Raw genomic sequence first — 18,118 nt, 5'->3', positions numbered from 1 at the left:
ACTATCTCCTATTAATTAATAATTCCATTGTTCTATCTAAACATACAAATCCATATCCCAAGTCTGGATTTGGATATGCCTCACCAAAGATCGTCCTCTTTGCTCCTTTAATCAAATAATATTTAATTCTTTCTCCATATAAAAAAGGATCATTATTTCTTATAATCCCCCATTCAAAAAGAAGAGCACATATTCCAGAAACTTGTGGCGCAGCCATTGATGTACCACTTTTAGTATCAAATCCTTGCTCCTCAACAGTGGATAATATGTTTTCACCTGGAGCAACTAAATCTGGTTTTATTAACCACTCAGGTCTAACAACTCCTCTTCCAGAAAAAGCTGATAAATTATTGTTTAAAAAATTATAACTTCCAACGGAGATAACCCCTTCTACAGTTGCAGGGATTCCTAAGGTATTATAAACAGATGGTTGTAAAAATCTTGTTCTTTCATTTAATCCTTCTGCTATAGGTAACCAAATATCAAAATATCCCTCATAATTATTTAATTTTCTAACTATAATTCTCCATCCACCAGAAGTTATTGTATCTCCTAAGGGCAAAATACTTATGGTAGTTTGTCCTTGTATATCAAAAGGCTTAGGACCAGTACTATATACAACTATTTTTTCTCTTCCAACAAATCTTTCTTTATAAGACTCAGATAATTCTATTGGTCCTGTACTTATTCCAGTTGGTGAAATTACTTCAACTGATACATCAACTAATACAGGCTTGAAAAAATCTAATATAATACCTTTTTCTCCATCTCCTATATTTAAGTCTAAATCTTCTTCTTTTTTCATCTTGCCCCCTACATGATGAGCACTATTACCTTCATTCCCAGCAGCTACTACAATAACTGCCTTTTGTAATTGCGTAAAAGTTTGAATATACTTTTCTAGTAAACTACTTCCATTATGAGAACCATCATTTGTACTTAAACTTATATTTACAACTAAAGGTTTATTAATTTCATTACTTTTATCCATTAAAAATTTTAAACCTCTCATAAGCTGTGTACTTAAGGCCGCCCTTAAACTATTCTCACCAGTTATCTTTACCATTGCTATGCTACTTTTATATGCAACTCCATAATTATCAAAGTTTATATTTCCTCCGGCACATGCAATTCCTGCAACATGAGTTCCATGACCTGATAAATCAATTTCAGGTACAATGCTAAATGGATCTTCAGATTTTAAAGCTTCATTTATTTTATTTTTATCATATACAACTCCATTTTCAAGATCATATATATACTCTATCCTGGTATTGCCCTCAGCATCTTTAAAAGCATTATGAGTGTAGTCTATTCCAGTATCTAAAAAACCAACTAATATTCCTTCTCCAGTTAAATTATAATTATTCCAAACTGATGGAATGCATGATGCTCTATTACTATCATAAGCTGATGTATATAAAATTTTGGGTAGCTCTATATATTGAAGGCCTTCAAGCTCAATTATCCTATTTAAGTCATTAACCTTTATTATAAGTATTCCAAATCCATATCCTAAATCTTCAACTTTAGCACCTATGACATCTACTGAATTTTTAAATCTTAAAAAATTATCTCCATATAAAACAACTAACTCTATCTCTCCATTATTAGGGGAATATTGTTCTATTAAGCTAGTTAGTATTTGCTTGGGTATTGTATTTATAAAATCTATGCCAACCTTAGCTTTATTTTCCATACTTATACTCCTTATTTACTTATTCGTTAAACTCTTAAATATTTCTTGCATGTCCAAAATTCCATATCCCCACTGTCTATTTGGATAAGTATCTCCTTCTCTTTTCCTAGCTCCTCTAATAATATAAGCTTGTAATTTAGTTGCATACATTTGAGGATCATTTCCATCTACAACGGCCCATTGGATTATTAAAGCACAGCACCCTGCTAAAATTGCCCCAGCAACACTTGCCCCAGACATGGTTATAGTCCCTCCACCAGGTTTAGTTGTTATGGCATTTATGCCCCCAGCTGTTATTATAGGCTGTATATAATCTTTCATTGTATATCCTCTTCCAGATTCTGATACTATAGCCCCATTATTTTGATTGTAGTATGAAGTATTAATAATAGTCTTTGCAGTTCCTGGTATAGTTAATGTTGTATAAGGAGAAGGATTCAAAAATCTTGTATCCTCAGCTAATAATTCTCTTTGAAGAATCCAAGCATAATATTTACCATCAACTATATTGTTACCAGTTAATATAAACCTCCAAACCCCCTCTGTGATTCCCTCCATCTTTATTACAAACTTATCATCTCCAGTAAATTCATCTGGGGAGTCATAAGTAACTTGCACTGTAGTTCCTTCATAAATAAATTTCCAAGTTGGTGCGTCATTTATCAATATATGCTTTGTCTTCCTAGGATTAGTATTTTCAAATATCTCCCCTGAAGGAGATAATATGCCTAACTTTATTTTACTAGGTCTTTGTGCATATATTTGTAAAACTAGCCCTTGTTGCTCTTTCCCACAATTAAGTTCTATTATTTGACTATCACCATTACTCTTTATCTCCCCTGAAGTATGTGTATCTGTATTTCCTTGATTCCCTGTGGAAGTAACTACAAATAAGGAGTTTCTCCCGGAGATTTTAGTATCAACATATCGTTCTAATATGCTTGCACCTGCATGATCTCCTAAGTTGCTTCCTAAAGGTAAGTATATTATCATTGGTTTATTTAAGGTAAATGATAATTCATATAAATATTTAAGAGCCATTATTATATCTGTATTTCTATATTTAGCCTTATCTCCTTTAGCATAATAAAAATCTATATACTCTTTAGATGCTTCCTGTAATTTTATGATTATAAACTCACAATCTGGTGCTACTCCTACTATTTCTCTATTAATCCCTCTAGCTCCAACTATCCCTGCCATCTTAGTCCCATGTCCATAATCATCTTTTGAAGGAACAATATCATATGGATTCTGCCCTTGTTTTTGAGCTTGTATAGCTTTATTTATATCTTCTTCTGTATACTCGCTTCCACTAATAAATCCATCAGGAGTCTTACCACTATCTATTGTTTGATCCCAAATCCTTAAAATTCTAGTAGTTTCATCTTCTCTCATGAATTCATTATTTAAATAATCTATTCCAGTATCAACTATGGCAACAACAACTCCACTTCCTCTAAGATTTAAAGAGGGATTTATATGAAATATTGGAGCCTTTGAATCTTCTACAGGACTTTCACCTAGGGTATATATTCCGTTTAACTCTATATAAATTATACTTTTTATACTTCTTATAGTTTCCATATAGTTTTGTAATTTTATAGATAAGATTGCAAAATTATCATCAATAAAAAAGATACTAGCATCATTTATATCATCAATTTCTTTTTTAATATTTCCATCATAAGCAACAACAAAGCTTATATAATTTTCATCATTATAGAAGTTTTTTTTCTCAATTGACTCCACTAAATCCACTTCCTTCTTACTTACTTTATTTTCTTATAGCTATTTTATTCAGAATTTCTTCTTTTTGATAACCAACATAAAAAGTATTTAAATATAAAAAGGACAGTTCTAATCTAGAACTGTCCTTTTTGTATTTAAATTTATAAATCAAATTCTATTCTATAAAGCTTAGCAATTGCCTTAATTTCTTTTATGTTAGCTGTCTCTGTTCTCATGCTACCATTATTGCTTATTAGTAAAGCCTTAACGTTATCTAGCTTTTTAATTTGTCTAATAACTCTTTTTCCATTGAATTCAACTAAACAAATAGAATTATTTTCTATCTCTTTTATTGAATAGCATAAAGCTAAATCATTCTCTTGAATTCTATAGCCAGTCATATCATTATTTTCTATTTTTAAATAAAAAACTTTGTTTGCTGTATGACCATCTATTTTATTTGAAGCAGTGGCAAGTTGTTTATATCCCTTAACCTGAGCTAATGAATAATCATATATTGGAACATTTTTTAAAACTGATCCAAAGGCTTGATTCCAAACTTCATTAACCTCTGCTGGTTTTGTTTGTCTTACTTGCTTTTCAGCTTTAAGTTCTTTTTGAAGTTCCTCATCAGTAACAACCATATTTATATCATTTAAATCAGTATTTAAAACCTTTGATACCTTTGATATAAGTGATTCATTTATAATTTTTCTTCCTGTTTCAACTTCATTTACAAACTTCTCAGCTACACCTAGCTTTTTAGCTAAAGCTTTTTGTGTCATTCCACTTTTTTGTCTAGCCTCTTTTATTCTTTCCCCAACTCTACTCATTTTAAGCTTTTCCTCCTTGCATACTTCTATACCATTCTCTTTCTTCAATCAAATGTTCAACAAGGTAGTTAAATTGCCATTCTTTAGAGGTTTCTGTAACTACAGCCATTATAGGATTTTCTGTAATAACTTTTGCTATTGAAACCATCATTTGTAATTCTTCATCAGGGAAATTACTGAATATAACAACTTTTTCATCAAAGTTTTTCTTTGAAACAACTTCAAATTTTAAGCCTTCTAATATATCTTTAACTTTCATAGAAGCCATTTCATTACTTATATTAATAACCTTGTGCCCTGTTGCTTGAAAGTCTTTTGTTTCCTTTTCATTTAAACCATAAGTTAGAATAGCTTTGCTATTATTAAGCATACTCATGCTAATCTTCCTCCCATACATTCATAAATTAAAGTATTTCTGGTTCTTCTATACCCTCTGCATTTTCTACAGTTACTTTTGCCATAACTTGTGGCTCATCTGGCATATCATTGTAATCAGTTTTTACATTTGCTATTTTATCAACAACGTCCATACCTTCTATAACCTTACCAAATGAAGCATATTGACCATCTAAATGTGGTGAATTTTCGTGCATTATGAAGAATTGACTTCCTGCTGAATCAAAATTCATAGCTCTAGCCATTGATATAACTCCTCTTGAGTGCTTTAAGTTATTTGGGAATTGGTTTCTTGTAAATTCACCTTTTATTCTATATCCTGGGTTACCCATTCCTGTACCTTCTGGGCATCCTCCTTGTATCATAAATCCTGGTATAATTCTGTGGAATGTTAATCCATCATAAAAACCTTTTTTAACTAAACTAACGAAGTTTCTAACTGTGTTTGGAGCAAATTCTGGATATAATTCTATTTTGATTTTTTCTCCAGTTGCCATTTCTATTGTAACTATTGGATTCATATTAGTAATTCTCCTTTCAAATTTAACTATTTAGTATTATTTACTTAAACTAAAATGTTAATCCTTCTTTGTATAAAATTATATATTATTTCTCTTAACAATGGAATATTGGGAAAATATTTAAAAATAAAAATAAGACAACATAAAGAATCCTAATAACATAGATTCTATTATGTTGCCCACTTAGAGTTCAACTTAATATAATATTTTATAGCTTTTATATAATTCATATTTTCATTTTTAAGCAAAAGTAGTTCCAGCTACAACTCTTGAATAATCAGTATAGTTTGATAAATTCTTAACATTGATTTTTGAAATAATATTCTCTCTTCCCTCTTTATTTATCATATCAGTAAATAAACAAGTTAAGAAAGTTGTTGAAACTCTACCTATACCACCAAAATCTAATTCTACATTTTCATTTAAATTATCTTCAATATAATCTCTTAAGATTATAGCATCCTCAACGTGTATCTTATCTCCTAAAAATTCTCTTACATTTATTTTCATTGTGAAATCCTCCCTCTTTAAGTAACTCCCATTAATCTTTGTTCAAATTTTCTGAAAATTCTCTTTACATTTATTATAATATCAACCCCTCATTAATTTGTCAACAATTTAACAAACTTTTTTTGTAAAAAAATTTCTTAAAATAAAAAATCTACAGAAATACTAAAATAATATATACTAAATTATAACAAATAAAGTTATATGTTATTTCGTATTACTGTAGACCATTAATTGGTTATTTAATTTCTATAAGCTTTTTACTTAACTCTAATATTTTCTTATCTTCTAAGGAATTAAATATATCTAAATTACCTTTTTTCTTTGATTCTGATTCCATATTATTTTCTTCTAATCGTCTTTTTAACTCTCTTACCGTGCCTGAACTTCCATCTATTATGTCTACTTTTTCTCCAACAATATCTTGTATTACATCTTTTACAAAAGGATAATGAGTGCATCCTAAAACTATACTTGAAATTTCTCTATCCATATAAGGATTTAATTTTTCTCTCAAGAAGTTTTTTACATCTTCTCCCTCTAAATCTCCTGCCTCTATAAATTCAACTAACCCTGGACAAGGAAGAGGTATTACTTCTCTATGCTCCCCATATTTATCCATAAGATTTTTGAATTTCTCTTGATTTAAAGTTGCCTTTGTTGCCATTACTATTACTGATCCAGTTTCATGTAACTTTATAGCAGGCTTTAAAGCAGGTTCTATGCCTATTATAGGTATATCTTTATAATACTCTCTAAGATCATGAGCTGCTGCTGAAGTTGCAGTATTACATGCTATTACAATTGCCTTAGCTCCCTTTTTTATTAAAAATTCAATAGCATTAAATGAAAGTGACCTTATCTCTTGTGGAGTCTTCTCTCCATAAGGTGCATGCTTAGAATCCCCATAATATATATAATTTTCATTTGGCATCATTTCTAAGGCTTTTCTTAAAACGCTTAAGCCTCCTAAGCCAGAATCAAAAAAACCTATAGGTGCATTCTTTAAATCATCTTGCATCGCTATCCCTCACTTCTAAGTACTTTATTTAATCTTAAGATAATTTTATAACTTTCTATTAAATAAATCTATTAAAATTCATATTTTACACTTATACTAAAATATAAAATATATTGACAGTAATATTCTATTGTAATAAAATCTTTTTAAGAATATTTACATGACGAATATTTTTGCATAAAAATCATATTATTGTACGTTTACAAACAAATAAAATAACTATTAGTCATAAAAATGAAAGGATGTGAACAGGAGATTATTGCAATTATGTTAATTTATTATAATTGTATTACTTCTAAATAATTATGAATAAAGATTTATTATTTACAATTCCTAAGAAATATCATAATAAAGAAAGTTTAATTTCTATTTTTGAGGACCACCCTGAAATAAAATTTGTATCTTTAGTTGGGGTTGACTTAGCAGGTAATGATACTGACGAAAAAATTCCTTCCAAGTTATTCTTAAAAGATATGGATTCTTTCCTTCATGGAACTGCCGTACAAACAGACGGTTCTTCAGTTGTCCTTCCAGGAATAGCAACTTTAAATAACGCAAAAGTGGATATGATCGCCGATTTAGATTGTAAGTGGTTTGTAGATTACAATTACGACTTCATAGACCCTTTAACTAATAGACCAGTAGGAACACTTAGAATTCCTTGTTTCCTAATCCACGAAGATAAAGCAGTTGACTCTAGACATATCTTAAAAAATTCAATTGGCACATTCAAATCAAACATATTCTCATTATTAAAAAAATATCCTGAAACACTAAATGATTTAAATATAAAATTCGATGATATAGATGACCTTTTATTAACATCTGCAACAGAATTAGAATTTTGGGTAAAAACACCAAATGATAAAGCTTTAATTGAAGAACTTTCAACTTCTGAAGTTTTACAAGAACAATATTGGACAAGAACTAAGGGTAATGTTAGAACAGCCTTAGAACAAAGTTTATTATATATGGATGAGTATGGATTTGAACCTGAAATGGGACACAAAGAAGTTGGTGGAGTTAAAGCTAAGCTTACTTCTTCAGGTCAATTTGATCACATAATGGAACAATTAGAAATAGACTGGAAATTCTCAGATGCTATGCAAGCTGCAGATAATGAATTATTTATAAGAACATTAGTTAAAGAAACCTTTAGAAGAAACGGATTAGAAGTAACATTCCTTGCTAAACCAATATCAGGAGTTGCTGGTAGTGGAGAACACACTCATTTAAGCTTAAGCTTAAAATTAAAAGATGGAAGAATTATAAACCTATTTAATCCAACTAAAAATCATTTCTTAAGTAAAATAGGATATGGTTCTATAATGGGTATATTAAAGAACTACGAGGTAATGAACCCATTTATCTCAGCTACAACAGACTCATTAAAAAGATTAAAACCAGGATTTGAAGCTCCTGTTTGTATAGTTACATCTCTAGGTCAAAGCCCTGAAGTTCCATCTAGAAATAGAACTATATTAGCAGGCTTAATAAGAGATCCTCATAATCCTTTAGCAACTAGATTTGAGCTTAGATCACCAAATCCATTTACAAATACTTATCTTTGTATAGCATCAAGCTATATGGCTATGTTAGATGGTATTAAGTATGCTTTAGAAAATAATAAAACAGAGGATGATCTTTTAGCTGAATTATCTAAAAAACCAGGTGAAGAAGCAGATTACCTAGAAAAATCTAGAGCATATAGAAGTGAAGAAGATGTGTTTGAAGATTTCACAGATTCACAAAGAAATGAATACTTTGGTGTAGCTCCTGCTACTGTTTTTGAAAACTTAAGTGCTTTTGATAAATACCCTGAAAAGGTAGAGGTATTAAAAGTAAATTCAGTATTTACAGACAAGCTTATAAATAGTTTCAAAATGGCTACTACTAAGAGATGGACTACAGAAATAACTTCAAGAATAATTCCTTCTTACACAAAAGATATAAGAGCCGCTAAACAACTTCATTGTTGTGATAAAGCCTTAGATCTTGACGTATCAACTTGGATGACAATAAATGAATTAAGACATATAACAATGAAAGATTCTTATCACAGAAGAAGCTTATTTACTCAAATAAAGAATGCTATAAATGAATCTGATTTTGAAAAAGCTTCTGATTTACAAATAAAACTTGATAAAAATATGAGTGAATTAAATGACCTTTACTCAACTTACAAGAAAAATTTATTAGATATATAATAAAAAAAGAAATCAATACTTTAAATTGATTTCTCATACTTTAAAGAAATGACCTTTGTTAATTTCAAAGGTCATTTTATATTCTTATATTAATGATATGTATTTCCTAAACTTATTGAATTCTTGCTTAATATTTCAAAGGAATAATCCTCATAAAAAACAAATGGATTATTATTTATAATTTCTTCTGCTTCTTTAAAATTATTAGCATGGAATATTATAGTTCCTCTATTTCTGAAATATGACCCACCACATAATACATACTTGCTTACAGCTGTATCTTTATACATTTTGGCTTTATGCTCACCTTGGAATCTGTTATCTCCATTAATTTTATAATTTATTTTTACAAACATACCGCTGCTCTTAGTCATATAAATTAACCCCCTAAAATTTGTTATATGCTATTATATTATGTTAATGTCCTATATATTCCTAAGCTGTCTAAAAAAAATAAGAACTTATGTTCCCTCATCTTTTTTAATTTTATAAAACATATGTTCGCTTGTCAAGAAAAAAAAGGGATGTAATCATTCATATTACATCCTTTTTTCTATAAAATTCTTTATTTATATGTATATTTCTCTATTTTTTTACTTATAGTAATTCTTATCTATGCAACCTCTTCTATCTCATGATCTCTTTTATAAAGTCTATCTTTAATAAAGTAAGCTATTTTACAAATAAAATAAGCAATAAATATACCAACTAAATTTATAAATACATCCCCTAAATCAAAGAATCCTCTTTTAAATACATATTGAGCAAGTTCTATATTAAACTCTATAGAGGCAGATAATATAAAGGCTAATACAAAGTTATATTTTCTTAGCACATATCCTATAGGCATAAAGAATATTATATTACCTATTAAATATAACTGCCCTGTTCTATCCCCTCGTAGACCATGTAAAACTGCAAAGGGATCTAACTGGAATCCTCTGGCCATTTTAGGTCTAGCAAATAATAGTATAAACATTGTTCCTACATATAAGCCAAATAAGAATAATTTAAATAGTTTTGAAGTTTTCATTCTAGTTGTTGTTAAGAAAACTTGATATATAAGCATTACACTTGTTAACTTAAAAAAGTTATATATTACAAAACCTTTTTTACCACTCAAATCTATTTTTATAAAAACATCTATGCATTCCTTTACTATTAACTTATAAAATGCCATTGCTAAAAGTACTGAAATTATAAGCAAAATACTTTTTATAAAAAAATTCTTTAATACCCTCTTAGCTGTTTCCATAAAAATCACCCCCAATAATTTATAAATTTTATATTGAATATTAATATTTTTATAGTATAATAACTAAGTGCTTTTTAAAACAAGCCTCTTATATTATTATACTTTAATTTAATCACATGTCTAAAATCAAAAATTTATCCACAGAATTATTTTTTAAAAATTATCCACAGCAATTCAAAATATTTTTTATCCACAAAATAAATAATTTATATTTCTTCACAGTATTTTTCTTTCAAAACAAATTTTAATACACTTTATCCACAAAAATACTACAATTATATTACCATTTAAATTTATATTGGATTTTAATAAGATTTTCTTATTTTAAAAAGGTAATTATGAAATTTTTAGCGTCAAAGGGCTCAGTTAGAATAAATCAATAACTTTTATTAAAATTTATCCACAAAGAAATTATTTTTTCTTAACATAATTTAAAAACTAACTGAGCCCTAACTAAAAGGTAAATTTTAAACAACACATAACTAAAAAGTAGGTTTATTATATGAAAAATATAATTTTCACTTTAAATCTTTAGGTATAAAAAAATAAAAGTCCTATTTAGCTTCAGTTAACCAAAACTAAATAGAACTTATTTTATATTATTAATACTTTATATTAAGTTAAATACTTCTAACTCTCTATTATGTGCTCCTTCTTTTTGTAATTCTACTAGAGCTTTAAGAGTATCTAATGAAGTCATAACTCCTATATTTCTTTCTATTGCCGCTCTTCTTATATGGAATCCATCTCTCTTAGAATCGTTAGCTTTAGTTGGAGTATTTACCACTAAATCTATTTCTTTATTCTTTATTAAATCCATGATGTTTGGAGATTCTTCTCCTATTCTTCTAACTTCCTTAGCATCTATTCCAGCCTCTCTTAATTCCTTAGCTGTTCCTGTTGTTGCTATGAAATTATATCCTAATTTATCTAAATCCTTAGCAAGTTCCATAAATTCTTTTTTATCATGTTTCTTAATAGTAGCTAAGATAGTTTTACCCTTATCTCCAGTGTACATAGAAGCCCCAACAAAGCCTTTGTATAACGCTTCAAAAACATTTCTTCCTACTCCTAAAACTTCTCCTGTGGATCTCATTTCTGGTCCTAAACTTACTTCAACATTAGGAAGTTTTTGAGTTGAGAATACTGGAACCTTAACTGATACTAAATCTGGCTCCTTATAAACTCCTGTTCCATATCCTAAATCTTTTAATCTTTCTCCAAGCATTATTCTCGTAGCTATATCTACTATTGGAACTCCACTTACCTTTGATATATAAGGCACTGTTCTTGAAGCTCTTGGATTAACCTCTATTACATAAAGCTTTCCTTCAAACTCAATAAACTGAATATTTATCATTCCCTTTATTCCTATGCTTAAAGCTAATTTCTTAGTGTAATCTAGAACATCTTCCTTTATCTTATCTGAAATATTTTGAGCTGGGTACATAGTAATACTATCTCCTGAGTGAACTCCTGCTCTTTCTAAATGCTCCATAATTCCTGGAACTAGAACATCTTCACCATCAGATATGGCATCAACTTCTATTTCTCTACCCATTAAGTATTTGTCTATAAGTATTGGATTCTTGGAATCTTTCTCAAAAGCATTTGTCAAATAGTATGTTAACTCTTCTTCATCATGAGTTATTTCCATACCTTGACCACCTAAAACGAAGGAAGGTCTAACTAAGATTGGGAATCCTAATCTTCTTGCTTCCTCTAAGCCTTCTTCTAAGCTCCAAACTCCTTTTCCCTTCGGTCTAGCTATATTAAGTCTTTCTAATAAATCATCAAATTGTTCTCTATCCTCAGCTAGGTCTATTTGATCTGAAGTAGTTCCTAATGTAGGAATATTCTTCTCTTTTAAGAACTTAGCAAGTTTAATAGCTGTCTGACCACCAAATTGAAGTATAACTCCATCTGGATTTTCTTTATCTATGATGTTTAAAACATCCTCTTCAGTTAATGGTTCAAAATAAAGCTTATCTGAAATACTGAAGTCTGTACTTACTGTCTCTGGGTTATTGTTTATAACTATTGTTTCAATTCCTTGCTTTCTAAGTGCCATTACACAGTGAACTGAAGCATAGTCAAACTCTATCCCTTGACCTATTCTTATAGGACCTGATCCTATAACTACAACTTTCTTATTATCAGAAACAACTACTTCGTCATATTGTTCATATGTTGAGTAATAGTATGGTGATAAAGCTTCAAATTCTCCACCACAAGTATCAACCATTTTATAAGCAGGCTTTATATGCCATATATCTCTTAATCTGTAGATTTCATCTGGTGAAACCTTTAGCATATCAGCTATTGCCTTATCTGAGAAACCTCTTCTCTTTAATTTTAATAACCACTCTCTATTTAAATCATCTATTGTGCTTTGCTTAAGCTTTTGTTCTTCTTCAACTAACCATCTGAATTTTTCTAAGAAGAATATATCTATTCCAGTTATTTTTGAAACCATATCTATTCTGTATCCTCTTCTTAGCATTTCAGCTAAAGCAAATATTCTCTCATCATCTGGAGAAACTACCCTTTCTCTTAACTCATACATTGAAAGATCTTTAAATTTTTTATGCTCTAATGAATACTTACCTATTTCTAATGATCTTATACCCTTTAAAAATGCTGCCTCAAAATTACTTCCTATGGCCATTATTTCTCCAGTAGCCATCATTTTAGTTCCTAAAGCTCTATCAGCTCCTTGGAATTTATCAAAAGGCCATTTAGGAATTTTTACAACTACATAGTCTAATGAAGGCTCAAAGCAAGCATATGTCATTCCTGTTACTGCATTTTTTATTTCATCTAATCCATATCCTAAAGCTATTTTAGCTGCAACCTTTGCTATTGGATAACCAGTTGCCTTTGAAGCTAAAGCTGAAGATCTTGAAACCCTTGGATTGATTTCTATTACTGCATATTCAAAGGAATGTGGATTTAAAGCAAACTGAACATTACATCCTCCTTCAATTCCTACAGCATTTATTATATCTATTGATGCACTTCTAAGCATTTGATACTCTTTATCTGATAATGTTTGGCTAGGAGCTACAACTATTGAATCCCCAGTGTGTATTCCTACAGGGTCAATGTTTTCCATGTTACAAACTGTGATACAATTACCAAAAGAGTCTCTCATTACTTCGTACTCAATTTCTTTCCATCCTTTAACACTCTTCTCTAAAAGAACCTGTCCAATTGTACTTAATTGTAATCCTGATGTTAATGTTTCTATTAATTCTTCTTCATTATTAGCTATTCCTCCACCAGTTCCTCCAAGAGTATATGCTGGTCTAACTATTACTGGATATCCAATCTTTCTAGCAAAGGCAATACCAGCGTCTAAATCAGTTATTATTTCACTTTGAATAACAGGTTGATTAATTCTATTCATCATATCTCTGAATAGTTCTCTATCTTCCCCTTCTTTAATAGATTCTATGGAAGTACCTATTACTTTTACATTATATTTATCTAAAATTCCCTTTTCATAAAGCTCAACAGCAAGGTTTAATCCTGTTTGTCCACCCATTCCTGCTAAAAGGGAATCTGGTCTTTCTTTCTCTATTACTTTTTCTACGAATTCAACTGTTAAAGGCTCAAGATAAACCTTATCTGCTATTTCCTTATCAGTCATTATTGTAGCTGGGTTTGAGTTTACAAGTACAACTTCAATCCCTTCTTCTTTAAGAGCTTGGCAAGCTTGAGTACCTGAGTAATCAAACTCCGCTGCTTGTCCTATTATTATTGGACCTGAACCTATTACTAAAACTTTTTTTATATCTTTATTTAATGGCATATTACTTCCTCCTTATAGTGCATACTTCATAAACTCATCAAAAATGTATTCGCTATCCTTTGGTCCTGGACATGCTTCTGGGTGAAATTGAACTGAAAATATTGGTAATTCTTTATGTTTCATTCCCTCAACTGTTCCATCATTCATACTTACATGAGTTATTTCCATATTTTCTGGTAAAGTAGCAACATAGTATCCATGATTTTGTGATGTTATATGAACTCTGTTATTTATTAAATCTTTAACTGGATGGTTACATCCTCTATGACCAAACTTAAGCTTCTTAGTTTCTCCACCTAAGGTTAAAGCTAATAATTGATGTCCTAAACAAATTCCTACTATTGGTTTCTTCCCAACTATTTTCTTTATCTCATTTACTGCTTCTCCCATATCCTCTGGGTCTCCAGGTCCATTTGATAAAAATACTAAGTCTGGATTTATTTCTAAAACTTCTTCTGCCTTAAAGTCATAAGGGAATACTGTAACATTACATCCTCTTTTTACAAAGTTTCTAATAATGTTTTGCTTTATTCCAAAGTCGATTATAGCTACTTTCTTTCCTTCCCCTGAGATTTCATATTTTTCATTAGTTGAAACTATTGAAACAGCATCTCTATTTGAGAAAGCTTCTAACTTATCTTTAACATCTTCTAAGTCTGAATTATCTAAAACTATAATTCCCTTCATTGTCCCATTATTTCTTAAGATTTTTGTTAAGGCTCTTGTGTCTATACCATCTAATCCTAAAACCTTATTTTGAGCTAAGTAAGTTTCAAGCTCTAATTCACATCTAAAATTATTTGGATACTGACATTTTTCTCTCACTATGAATCCTCTTACTTTAGGCTCCTTAGATTCTAAATCCTCTAAGTTAATTCCATAGTTACCTATTAAGGGATAAGTCATAGTTACTATTTGTCCATAATAAGAAGGGTCAGTTAAAACCTCTTGATACCCTGTCATTCCTGTGTTGAAAACTACCTCTCCAACACACTCCTTTAAATATCCAAAGGCTTTACCTTCAAATACTACGCCATTTTCTAATATAAGCTTTGCTTTCATTTCTAGACCTCCTATTTAAAATCATATTTAAAAAACACACTTTAAAAGGTCTTAATTCCATTGCCATCATTCTAAATGTTATTTAATTAAAAGAAAGAGGTACTAGAGCGATTGCGTAAAAAATCAATCACTCTAATACCTCTTTTTCTCTTTTATATGGAATTGTATTAAAATACAAAGCTATTTCATTTTTTAATTTCATCTGTTTTTTTGTACAACAAAAAATTCTATTTAACATAATTATACCTCTTTCTGGCCTCACGGGACCAATTTAAAGTGTATTTTTATCTTATTGATAAATTCTTATTATCAATTTTAGTTTATTAAATTTATATAGTCAAGTCCATTTTATAAATTTAACAGGTTTTAACAGTAAAATTTATTTTTCCCACAAAAAGTTAAGGTGCTAGATGTAAAACACCTAGCACCTTAACTTAATTTCAAACCTATACCTACTTCATTGTCCTATTGAAGCAATTATAATTATTATACATATAGAGCATTTTGTCAATGGAATTCATTGAAATTCTATAATTATTTCGTCAATTCTCTACAATTTTTATGATTATTAAATTTTATTAAAGCCTTTATAAAATTCACCTTTAGATAATAAAAAGCATAGTTTAATACTAAATAAAAATTTTATAGGAGATACTTATGGAAATAATTTATCCAAATGATTTTGTTAGATTTTTCAACGAAGATGAAGAAGTAGATGAAGTAGGTGAGTTTGAAGTCTTACCTGAGGATACAGAAAACTCCTTTGAAAGATACTACACTGGTAATGAAGATACATTTAATGATGACTATCCTATGAATTATAGAAATTCTGACAATGATTCTAAATTCTCAGTAATACCACCAGTTATTAAAAATATTCCTGATAATATTGCAAATGTACCTGCTGTTATACAAGACCTACCTTATGCAATAAAGGATATGGGAAATGACTTAATGCATAGCGCACCTGTTGGATATATGTCAAATATGCTTCCTATACCAACTAATTGGCAAAGTCCTCAATCCCCTTCACCAATGGGACCACCTCCATCTTATATACCATCAAAAAAAGATGCAGGTGTTCAAAATTTTGGTCAAGGAAGTGGAAATCCAAATGCAAAAAATGTTAGTTCTGGCTCTATAAGATTTTGTCTATATAGATTCACTTATATTTGGCAAACTAATGGAAGAAGCTATTGGGCTTACTTAACTAGAGTTGATAGAAGATCAGTTTCTGGATGGCGTTGGGCTGGCTTTAGATGGGTTTACTTTGGAGTTGATTTAAGAAGAATTGATTCCTTTATTTGTTACTAAATAATAAAATATTATTTATTTCAAACTTTTATCCCTTAATCTACTAAAATCTATTTAATTTTTTATTTTTCTAAACTAAAAGCCTTTACTAATTAACTTTAATCATTTAAATGTTCTTACGCCCCCTATAATAACATTTTTAAAGTTAATTAGTTAAAGGCTTAATTTTATTTTTAGTATGATACTAATTTTATATAACTAAACTTCCATATTCTATTTTTAAACTTTTATATTTTAAATTAGAATTTTTTTATATTACTCATTTTTAGATAAATTTAAATCCTCAAATTTAATATCAGCTAAAGTATCTTTTATCTTCTCAGAAGAGGATAATTCACCATATTTATCAACTTCTTTGCTATTCTTAATATCATGATTTAAAGAGCCTGGCCCATTTATACATCCACCTTTGCAAGCCATTCCTTCTAAAAAGTTTCCCTGTGCTCTTTTTAATTTTGCTAATCTAAGTTTTATATCACAATCCTTAATTCCATCTCCAATTATAGGTCTAAAATCTACTTTTATTCCTTCGCTATCTATAAGATGTTTCACTGATTCAGTAACTCCTCCACTTCTAGCAAAAAGTCTTCCATAAAATGAACCATGCTTAGTATCACTTTCTTCACATTCGTCGATTTTAATATTCCTAGAGTCAAGTAAAGCTAAAAGCTCCTCAAAGGTTAATACGTAATCAACATCTCCACTAACCTCATTTCTCTTAGCTTCTGTTTTCTTTGCAATACAAGGTCCTATGAATACAGTTTTAACATCTTTATTTTGAGATTTTATTAACCTTGCCATAGCTACCATAGGAGATACAGTATTAGATATACACTCCTTAAGCTCTGGATAATTTTTTTCTATATAAGAAACAAAGGCAGGGCAACAACTTGTTGTCATGAAGTCTAATTCACCTTTTTCTTTAAATTCATTACATTCATGAACAGCCACCAAATCTGCTCCTAAAGCTGCTTCAAACACATCTTCAAATCCTAATTTTTTTATAGCAGTAATCACTTTACCAATCTTACTATGATTAAATTGAGATGATATAGCTGGTGCCACAATGGCATAAACTTTCTTCTCATCTTTAAGTAATCTTATAACATCTACTAAATAAGATTTGTCCATTATAGCTCCAAAAGGACAATCAACTACACAGGCTCCACATTGAATACATTTTGAATCATCTATGACAGCTTTTTTACTATCAACATCATAAGATAATGCTTTTGGAATACAGGCTCTCATACAAGGTCTCTTCACCTCAGCTATCGCATTATAAGGACAAACCTCTTTACATTTTCCACATTCCTTACACTTTTCATAATCAATTTTGCATTTTCTATTATCAAAACTTATAGCTCCAAAATTACAACTATCTCTACATTTCTTAGCTAGGCATCCTCTACATGCATCAGTAACTATAAATCTGTTAACAGGACATTCATCACAGGCTATATCTATTACTTCTATCATGTTTTCTCTATTTTCATGTCCACCTAAAGCTAGTTTCATTCTTTCTTCAACTATAGCCCTTTCCTTATATATGCAACATCTTACATTAGGTTTTAAATCATCTACAATTTCTTTTGCTATATTAAGCTTTTCTTTGTCTAAAGTGCCATCAAATTCTTTCTCTGCTATCCTTTTTAAAACCTCATATTTAAGAACTTGAACAGCAGTGTCAAACTTTATATATTGCTTGTTAGCATCCTTTATAGCCATAAAACTCCCCCACAAAATAACTATTGTAGC

14 protein-coding genes are annotated in these 18,118 nt (G+C 29.6%); 2 read left to right on the top strand and 12 right to left on the bottom strand.

The window, feature by feature from the left end; all coding sequences use genetic code 11:
- Position 1: 1 nt before the first annotated feature.
- The 7 genes from I6G60_RS02185 to murI all read right to left on the bottom strand — a co-directional run bounded on the left by I6G60_RS02185 (position 2) and on the right by murI (position 6,708).
- A complete protein-coding gene (locus I6G60_RS02185; protein WP_011591167.1) occupies positions 2–1,699 on the bottom strand; it encodes a S8 family peptidase in 1,698 nt (565 codons plus the stop codon).
- A 15-nt stretch (positions 1,700–1,714) separates the two neighbouring features.
- A complete protein-coding gene (locus I6G60_RS02180) occupies positions 1,715–3,451 on the bottom strand; it encodes a S8 family peptidase (RefSeq protein WP_011591168.1) in 1,737 nt (578 codons plus the stop codon).
- Between the two features lie 140 nt (positions 3,452–3,591).
- Positions 3,592–4,263 carry an XRE family transcriptional regulator gene (locus I6G60_RS02175; protein ID WP_011591169.1) on the bottom strand — a complete coding sequence of 224 codons (672 nt, stop codon included), beginning with the start codon at positions 4,261–4,263 and terminating at the stop codon, positions 3,592–3,594.
- A gap of 1 nt (position 4,264) precedes the next feature.
- Complete coding sequence (locus tag I6G60_RS02170) at positions 4,265–4,639, bottom strand: DUF3783 domain-containing protein (protein ID WP_003450690.1); 375 nt, start codon at positions 4,637–4,639, stop codon at positions 4,265–4,267.
- Positions 4,640–4,667: 28 nt separating this feature from the next.
- Positions 4,668–5,180, bottom strand: coding sequence for a peptidylprolyl isomerase (locus tag I6G60_RS02165; RefSeq protein WP_111744341.1), 513 nt, complete (start codon positions 5,178–5,180; stop codon positions 4,668–4,670).
- Between the two features lie 240 nt (positions 5,181–5,420).
- A complete protein-coding gene (locus I6G60_RS02160) occupies positions 5,421–5,690 on the bottom strand; it encodes an STAS-like domain-containing protein (RefSeq protein WP_003450538.1) in 270 nt (89 codons plus the stop codon).
- Between the two features lie 235 nt (positions 5,691–5,925).
- Entirely contained in the window at positions 5,926–6,708 is a 783-nt protein-coding gene (gene murI, locus I6G60_RS02155; RefSeq protein ID WP_003456846.1) for a glutamate racemase, read from the bottom strand.
- 305 nt (positions 6,709–7,013) lie between these two features.
- Here murI and I6G60_RS02150 point away from each other — a divergent pair, with 305 nt between their 5' ends.
- Positions 7,014–8,915, top strand: a complete 1,902-nt coding sequence (locus I6G60_RS02150; RefSeq protein WP_197925563.1) for a type I glutamate--ammonia ligase — start codon at positions 7,014–7,016, stop codon at positions 8,913–8,915.
- 89 nt (positions 8,916–9,004) lie between these two features.
- Here I6G60_RS02150 and I6G60_RS02145 read toward each other — a convergent pair whose 3' ends face one another.
- The 4 genes from I6G60_RS02145 to I6G60_RS02130 all read right to left on the bottom strand — a co-directional run bounded on the left by I6G60_RS02145 (position 9,005) and on the right by I6G60_RS02130 (position 15,046).
- Positions 9,005–9,289, bottom strand: coding sequence for a hypothetical protein (locus I6G60_RS02145; RefSeq protein WP_003456707.1), 285 nt, complete (start codon positions 9,287–9,289; stop codon positions 9,005–9,007).
- Between the two features lie 239 nt (positions 9,290–9,528).
- Positions 9,529–10,170 carry a VanZ family protein gene (locus I6G60_RS02140; protein WP_003450676.1) on the bottom strand — a complete coding sequence of 214 codons (642 nt, stop codon included), beginning with the start codon at positions 10,168–10,170 and terminating at the stop codon, positions 9,529–9,531.
- Between the two features lie 610 nt (positions 10,171–10,780).
- Entirely contained in the window at positions 10,781–13,984 is a 3,204-nt protein-coding gene (carB, locus tag I6G60_RS02135) for a carbamoyl-phosphate synthase large subunit (protein ID WP_110035085.1), read from the bottom strand.
- 12 nt (positions 13,985–13,996) lie between these two features.
- Positions 13,997–15,046, bottom strand: coding sequence for a carbamoyl phosphate synthase small subunit (locus I6G60_RS02130; RefSeq protein ID WP_110035084.1), 1,050 nt, complete (start codon positions 15,044–15,046; stop codon positions 13,997–13,999).
- 657 nt (positions 15,047–15,703) lie between these two features.
- Between I6G60_RS02130 and I6G60_RS02125 the strand changes: the two genes are divergently transcribed.
- Positions 15,704–16,360 carry a hypothetical protein gene (locus I6G60_RS02125; RefSeq protein WP_003462951.1) on the top strand — a complete coding sequence of 219 codons (657 nt, stop codon included), beginning with the start codon at positions 15,704–15,706 and terminating at the stop codon, positions 16,358–16,360.
- A gap of 255 nt (positions 16,361–16,615) precedes the next feature.
- Here the strand turns inward: I6G60_RS02125 and I6G60_RS02120 are convergent, their stop codons facing one another.
- Positions 16,616–18,088: a 4Fe-4S dicluster domain-containing protein gene (locus I6G60_RS02120; protein ID WP_110071703.1), complete on the bottom strand. Its 1,473-nt coding sequence runs from the start codon at positions 18,086–18,088 to the stop codon at positions 16,616–16,618.
- Positions 18,089–18,118 lie beyond the last annotated feature (30 nt).

This window comes from Clostridium perfringens, from assembly GCF_016027375.1.
Lineage (GTDB): Bacteria > Bacillota > Clostridia > Clostridiales > Clostridiaceae > Sarcina > Sarcina perfringens.
Note: the sequence above shows the minus strand (reverse complement) of the source record. Positions and strands in the feature narration are given on the sequence as shown.

Excerpts from the sequence above, each read along its gene's own strand:
- I6G60_RS02145 (WP_003456707.1), bottom strand. The coding sequence starts at position 9,289 with ATGACTAAGAGCAGCGGTATGTTTGTAAAAATAAATTATAAAATTAAT.
- I6G60_RS02165 (WP_111744341.1), bottom strand. The coding sequence starts at position 5,180 with ATGAATCCAATAGTTACAATAGAAATGGCAACTGGAGAAAAAATCAAA.
- I6G60_RS02150 (WP_197925563.1), top strand. The coding sequence starts at position 7,014 with ATGAATAAAGATTTATTATTTACAATTCCTAAGAAATATCATAATAAA.
- I6G60_RS02120 (WP_110071703.1), bottom strand. The coding sequence starts at position 18,088 with ATGGCTATAAAGGATGCTAACAAGCAATATATAAAGTTTGACACTGCT.
- I6G60_RS02140 (WP_003450676.1), bottom strand. The coding sequence starts at position 10,170 with ATGGAAACAGCTAAGAGGGTATTAAAGAATTTTTTTATAAAAAGTATT.
- I6G60_RS02125 (WP_003462951.1), top strand. The coding sequence starts at position 15,704 with ATGGAAATAATTTATCCAAATGATTTTGTTAGATTTTTCAACGAAGAT.
- I6G60_RS02185 (WP_011591167.1), bottom strand. The coding sequence starts at position 1,699 with ATGGAAAATAAAGCTAAGGTTGGCATAGATTTTATAAATACAATACCC.
- carB (WP_110035085.1), bottom strand. The coding sequence starts at position 13,984 with ATGCCATTAAATAAAGATATAAAAAAAGTTTTAGTAATAGGTTCAGGT.
- I6G60_RS02175 (WP_011591169.1), bottom strand. The coding sequence starts at position 4,263 with ATGAGTAGAGTTGGGGAAAGAATAAAAGAGGCTAGACAAAAAAGTGGA.
- I6G60_RS02160 (WP_003450538.1), bottom strand. The coding sequence starts at position 5,690 with ATGAAAATAAATGTAAGAGAATTTTTAGGAGATAAGATACACGTTGAG.
- murI (WP_003456846.1), bottom strand. The coding sequence starts at position 6,708 with ATGCAAGATGATTTAAAGAATGCACCTATAGGTTTTTTTGATTCTGGC.
- I6G60_RS02130 (WP_110035084.1), bottom strand. The coding sequence starts at position 15,046 with ATGAAAGCAAAGCTTATATTAGAAAATGGCGTAGTATTTGAAGGTAAA.
- I6G60_RS02170 (WP_003450690.1), bottom strand. The coding sequence starts at position 4,639 with ATGAGTATGCTTAATAATAGCAAAGCTATTCTAACTTATGGTTTAAAT.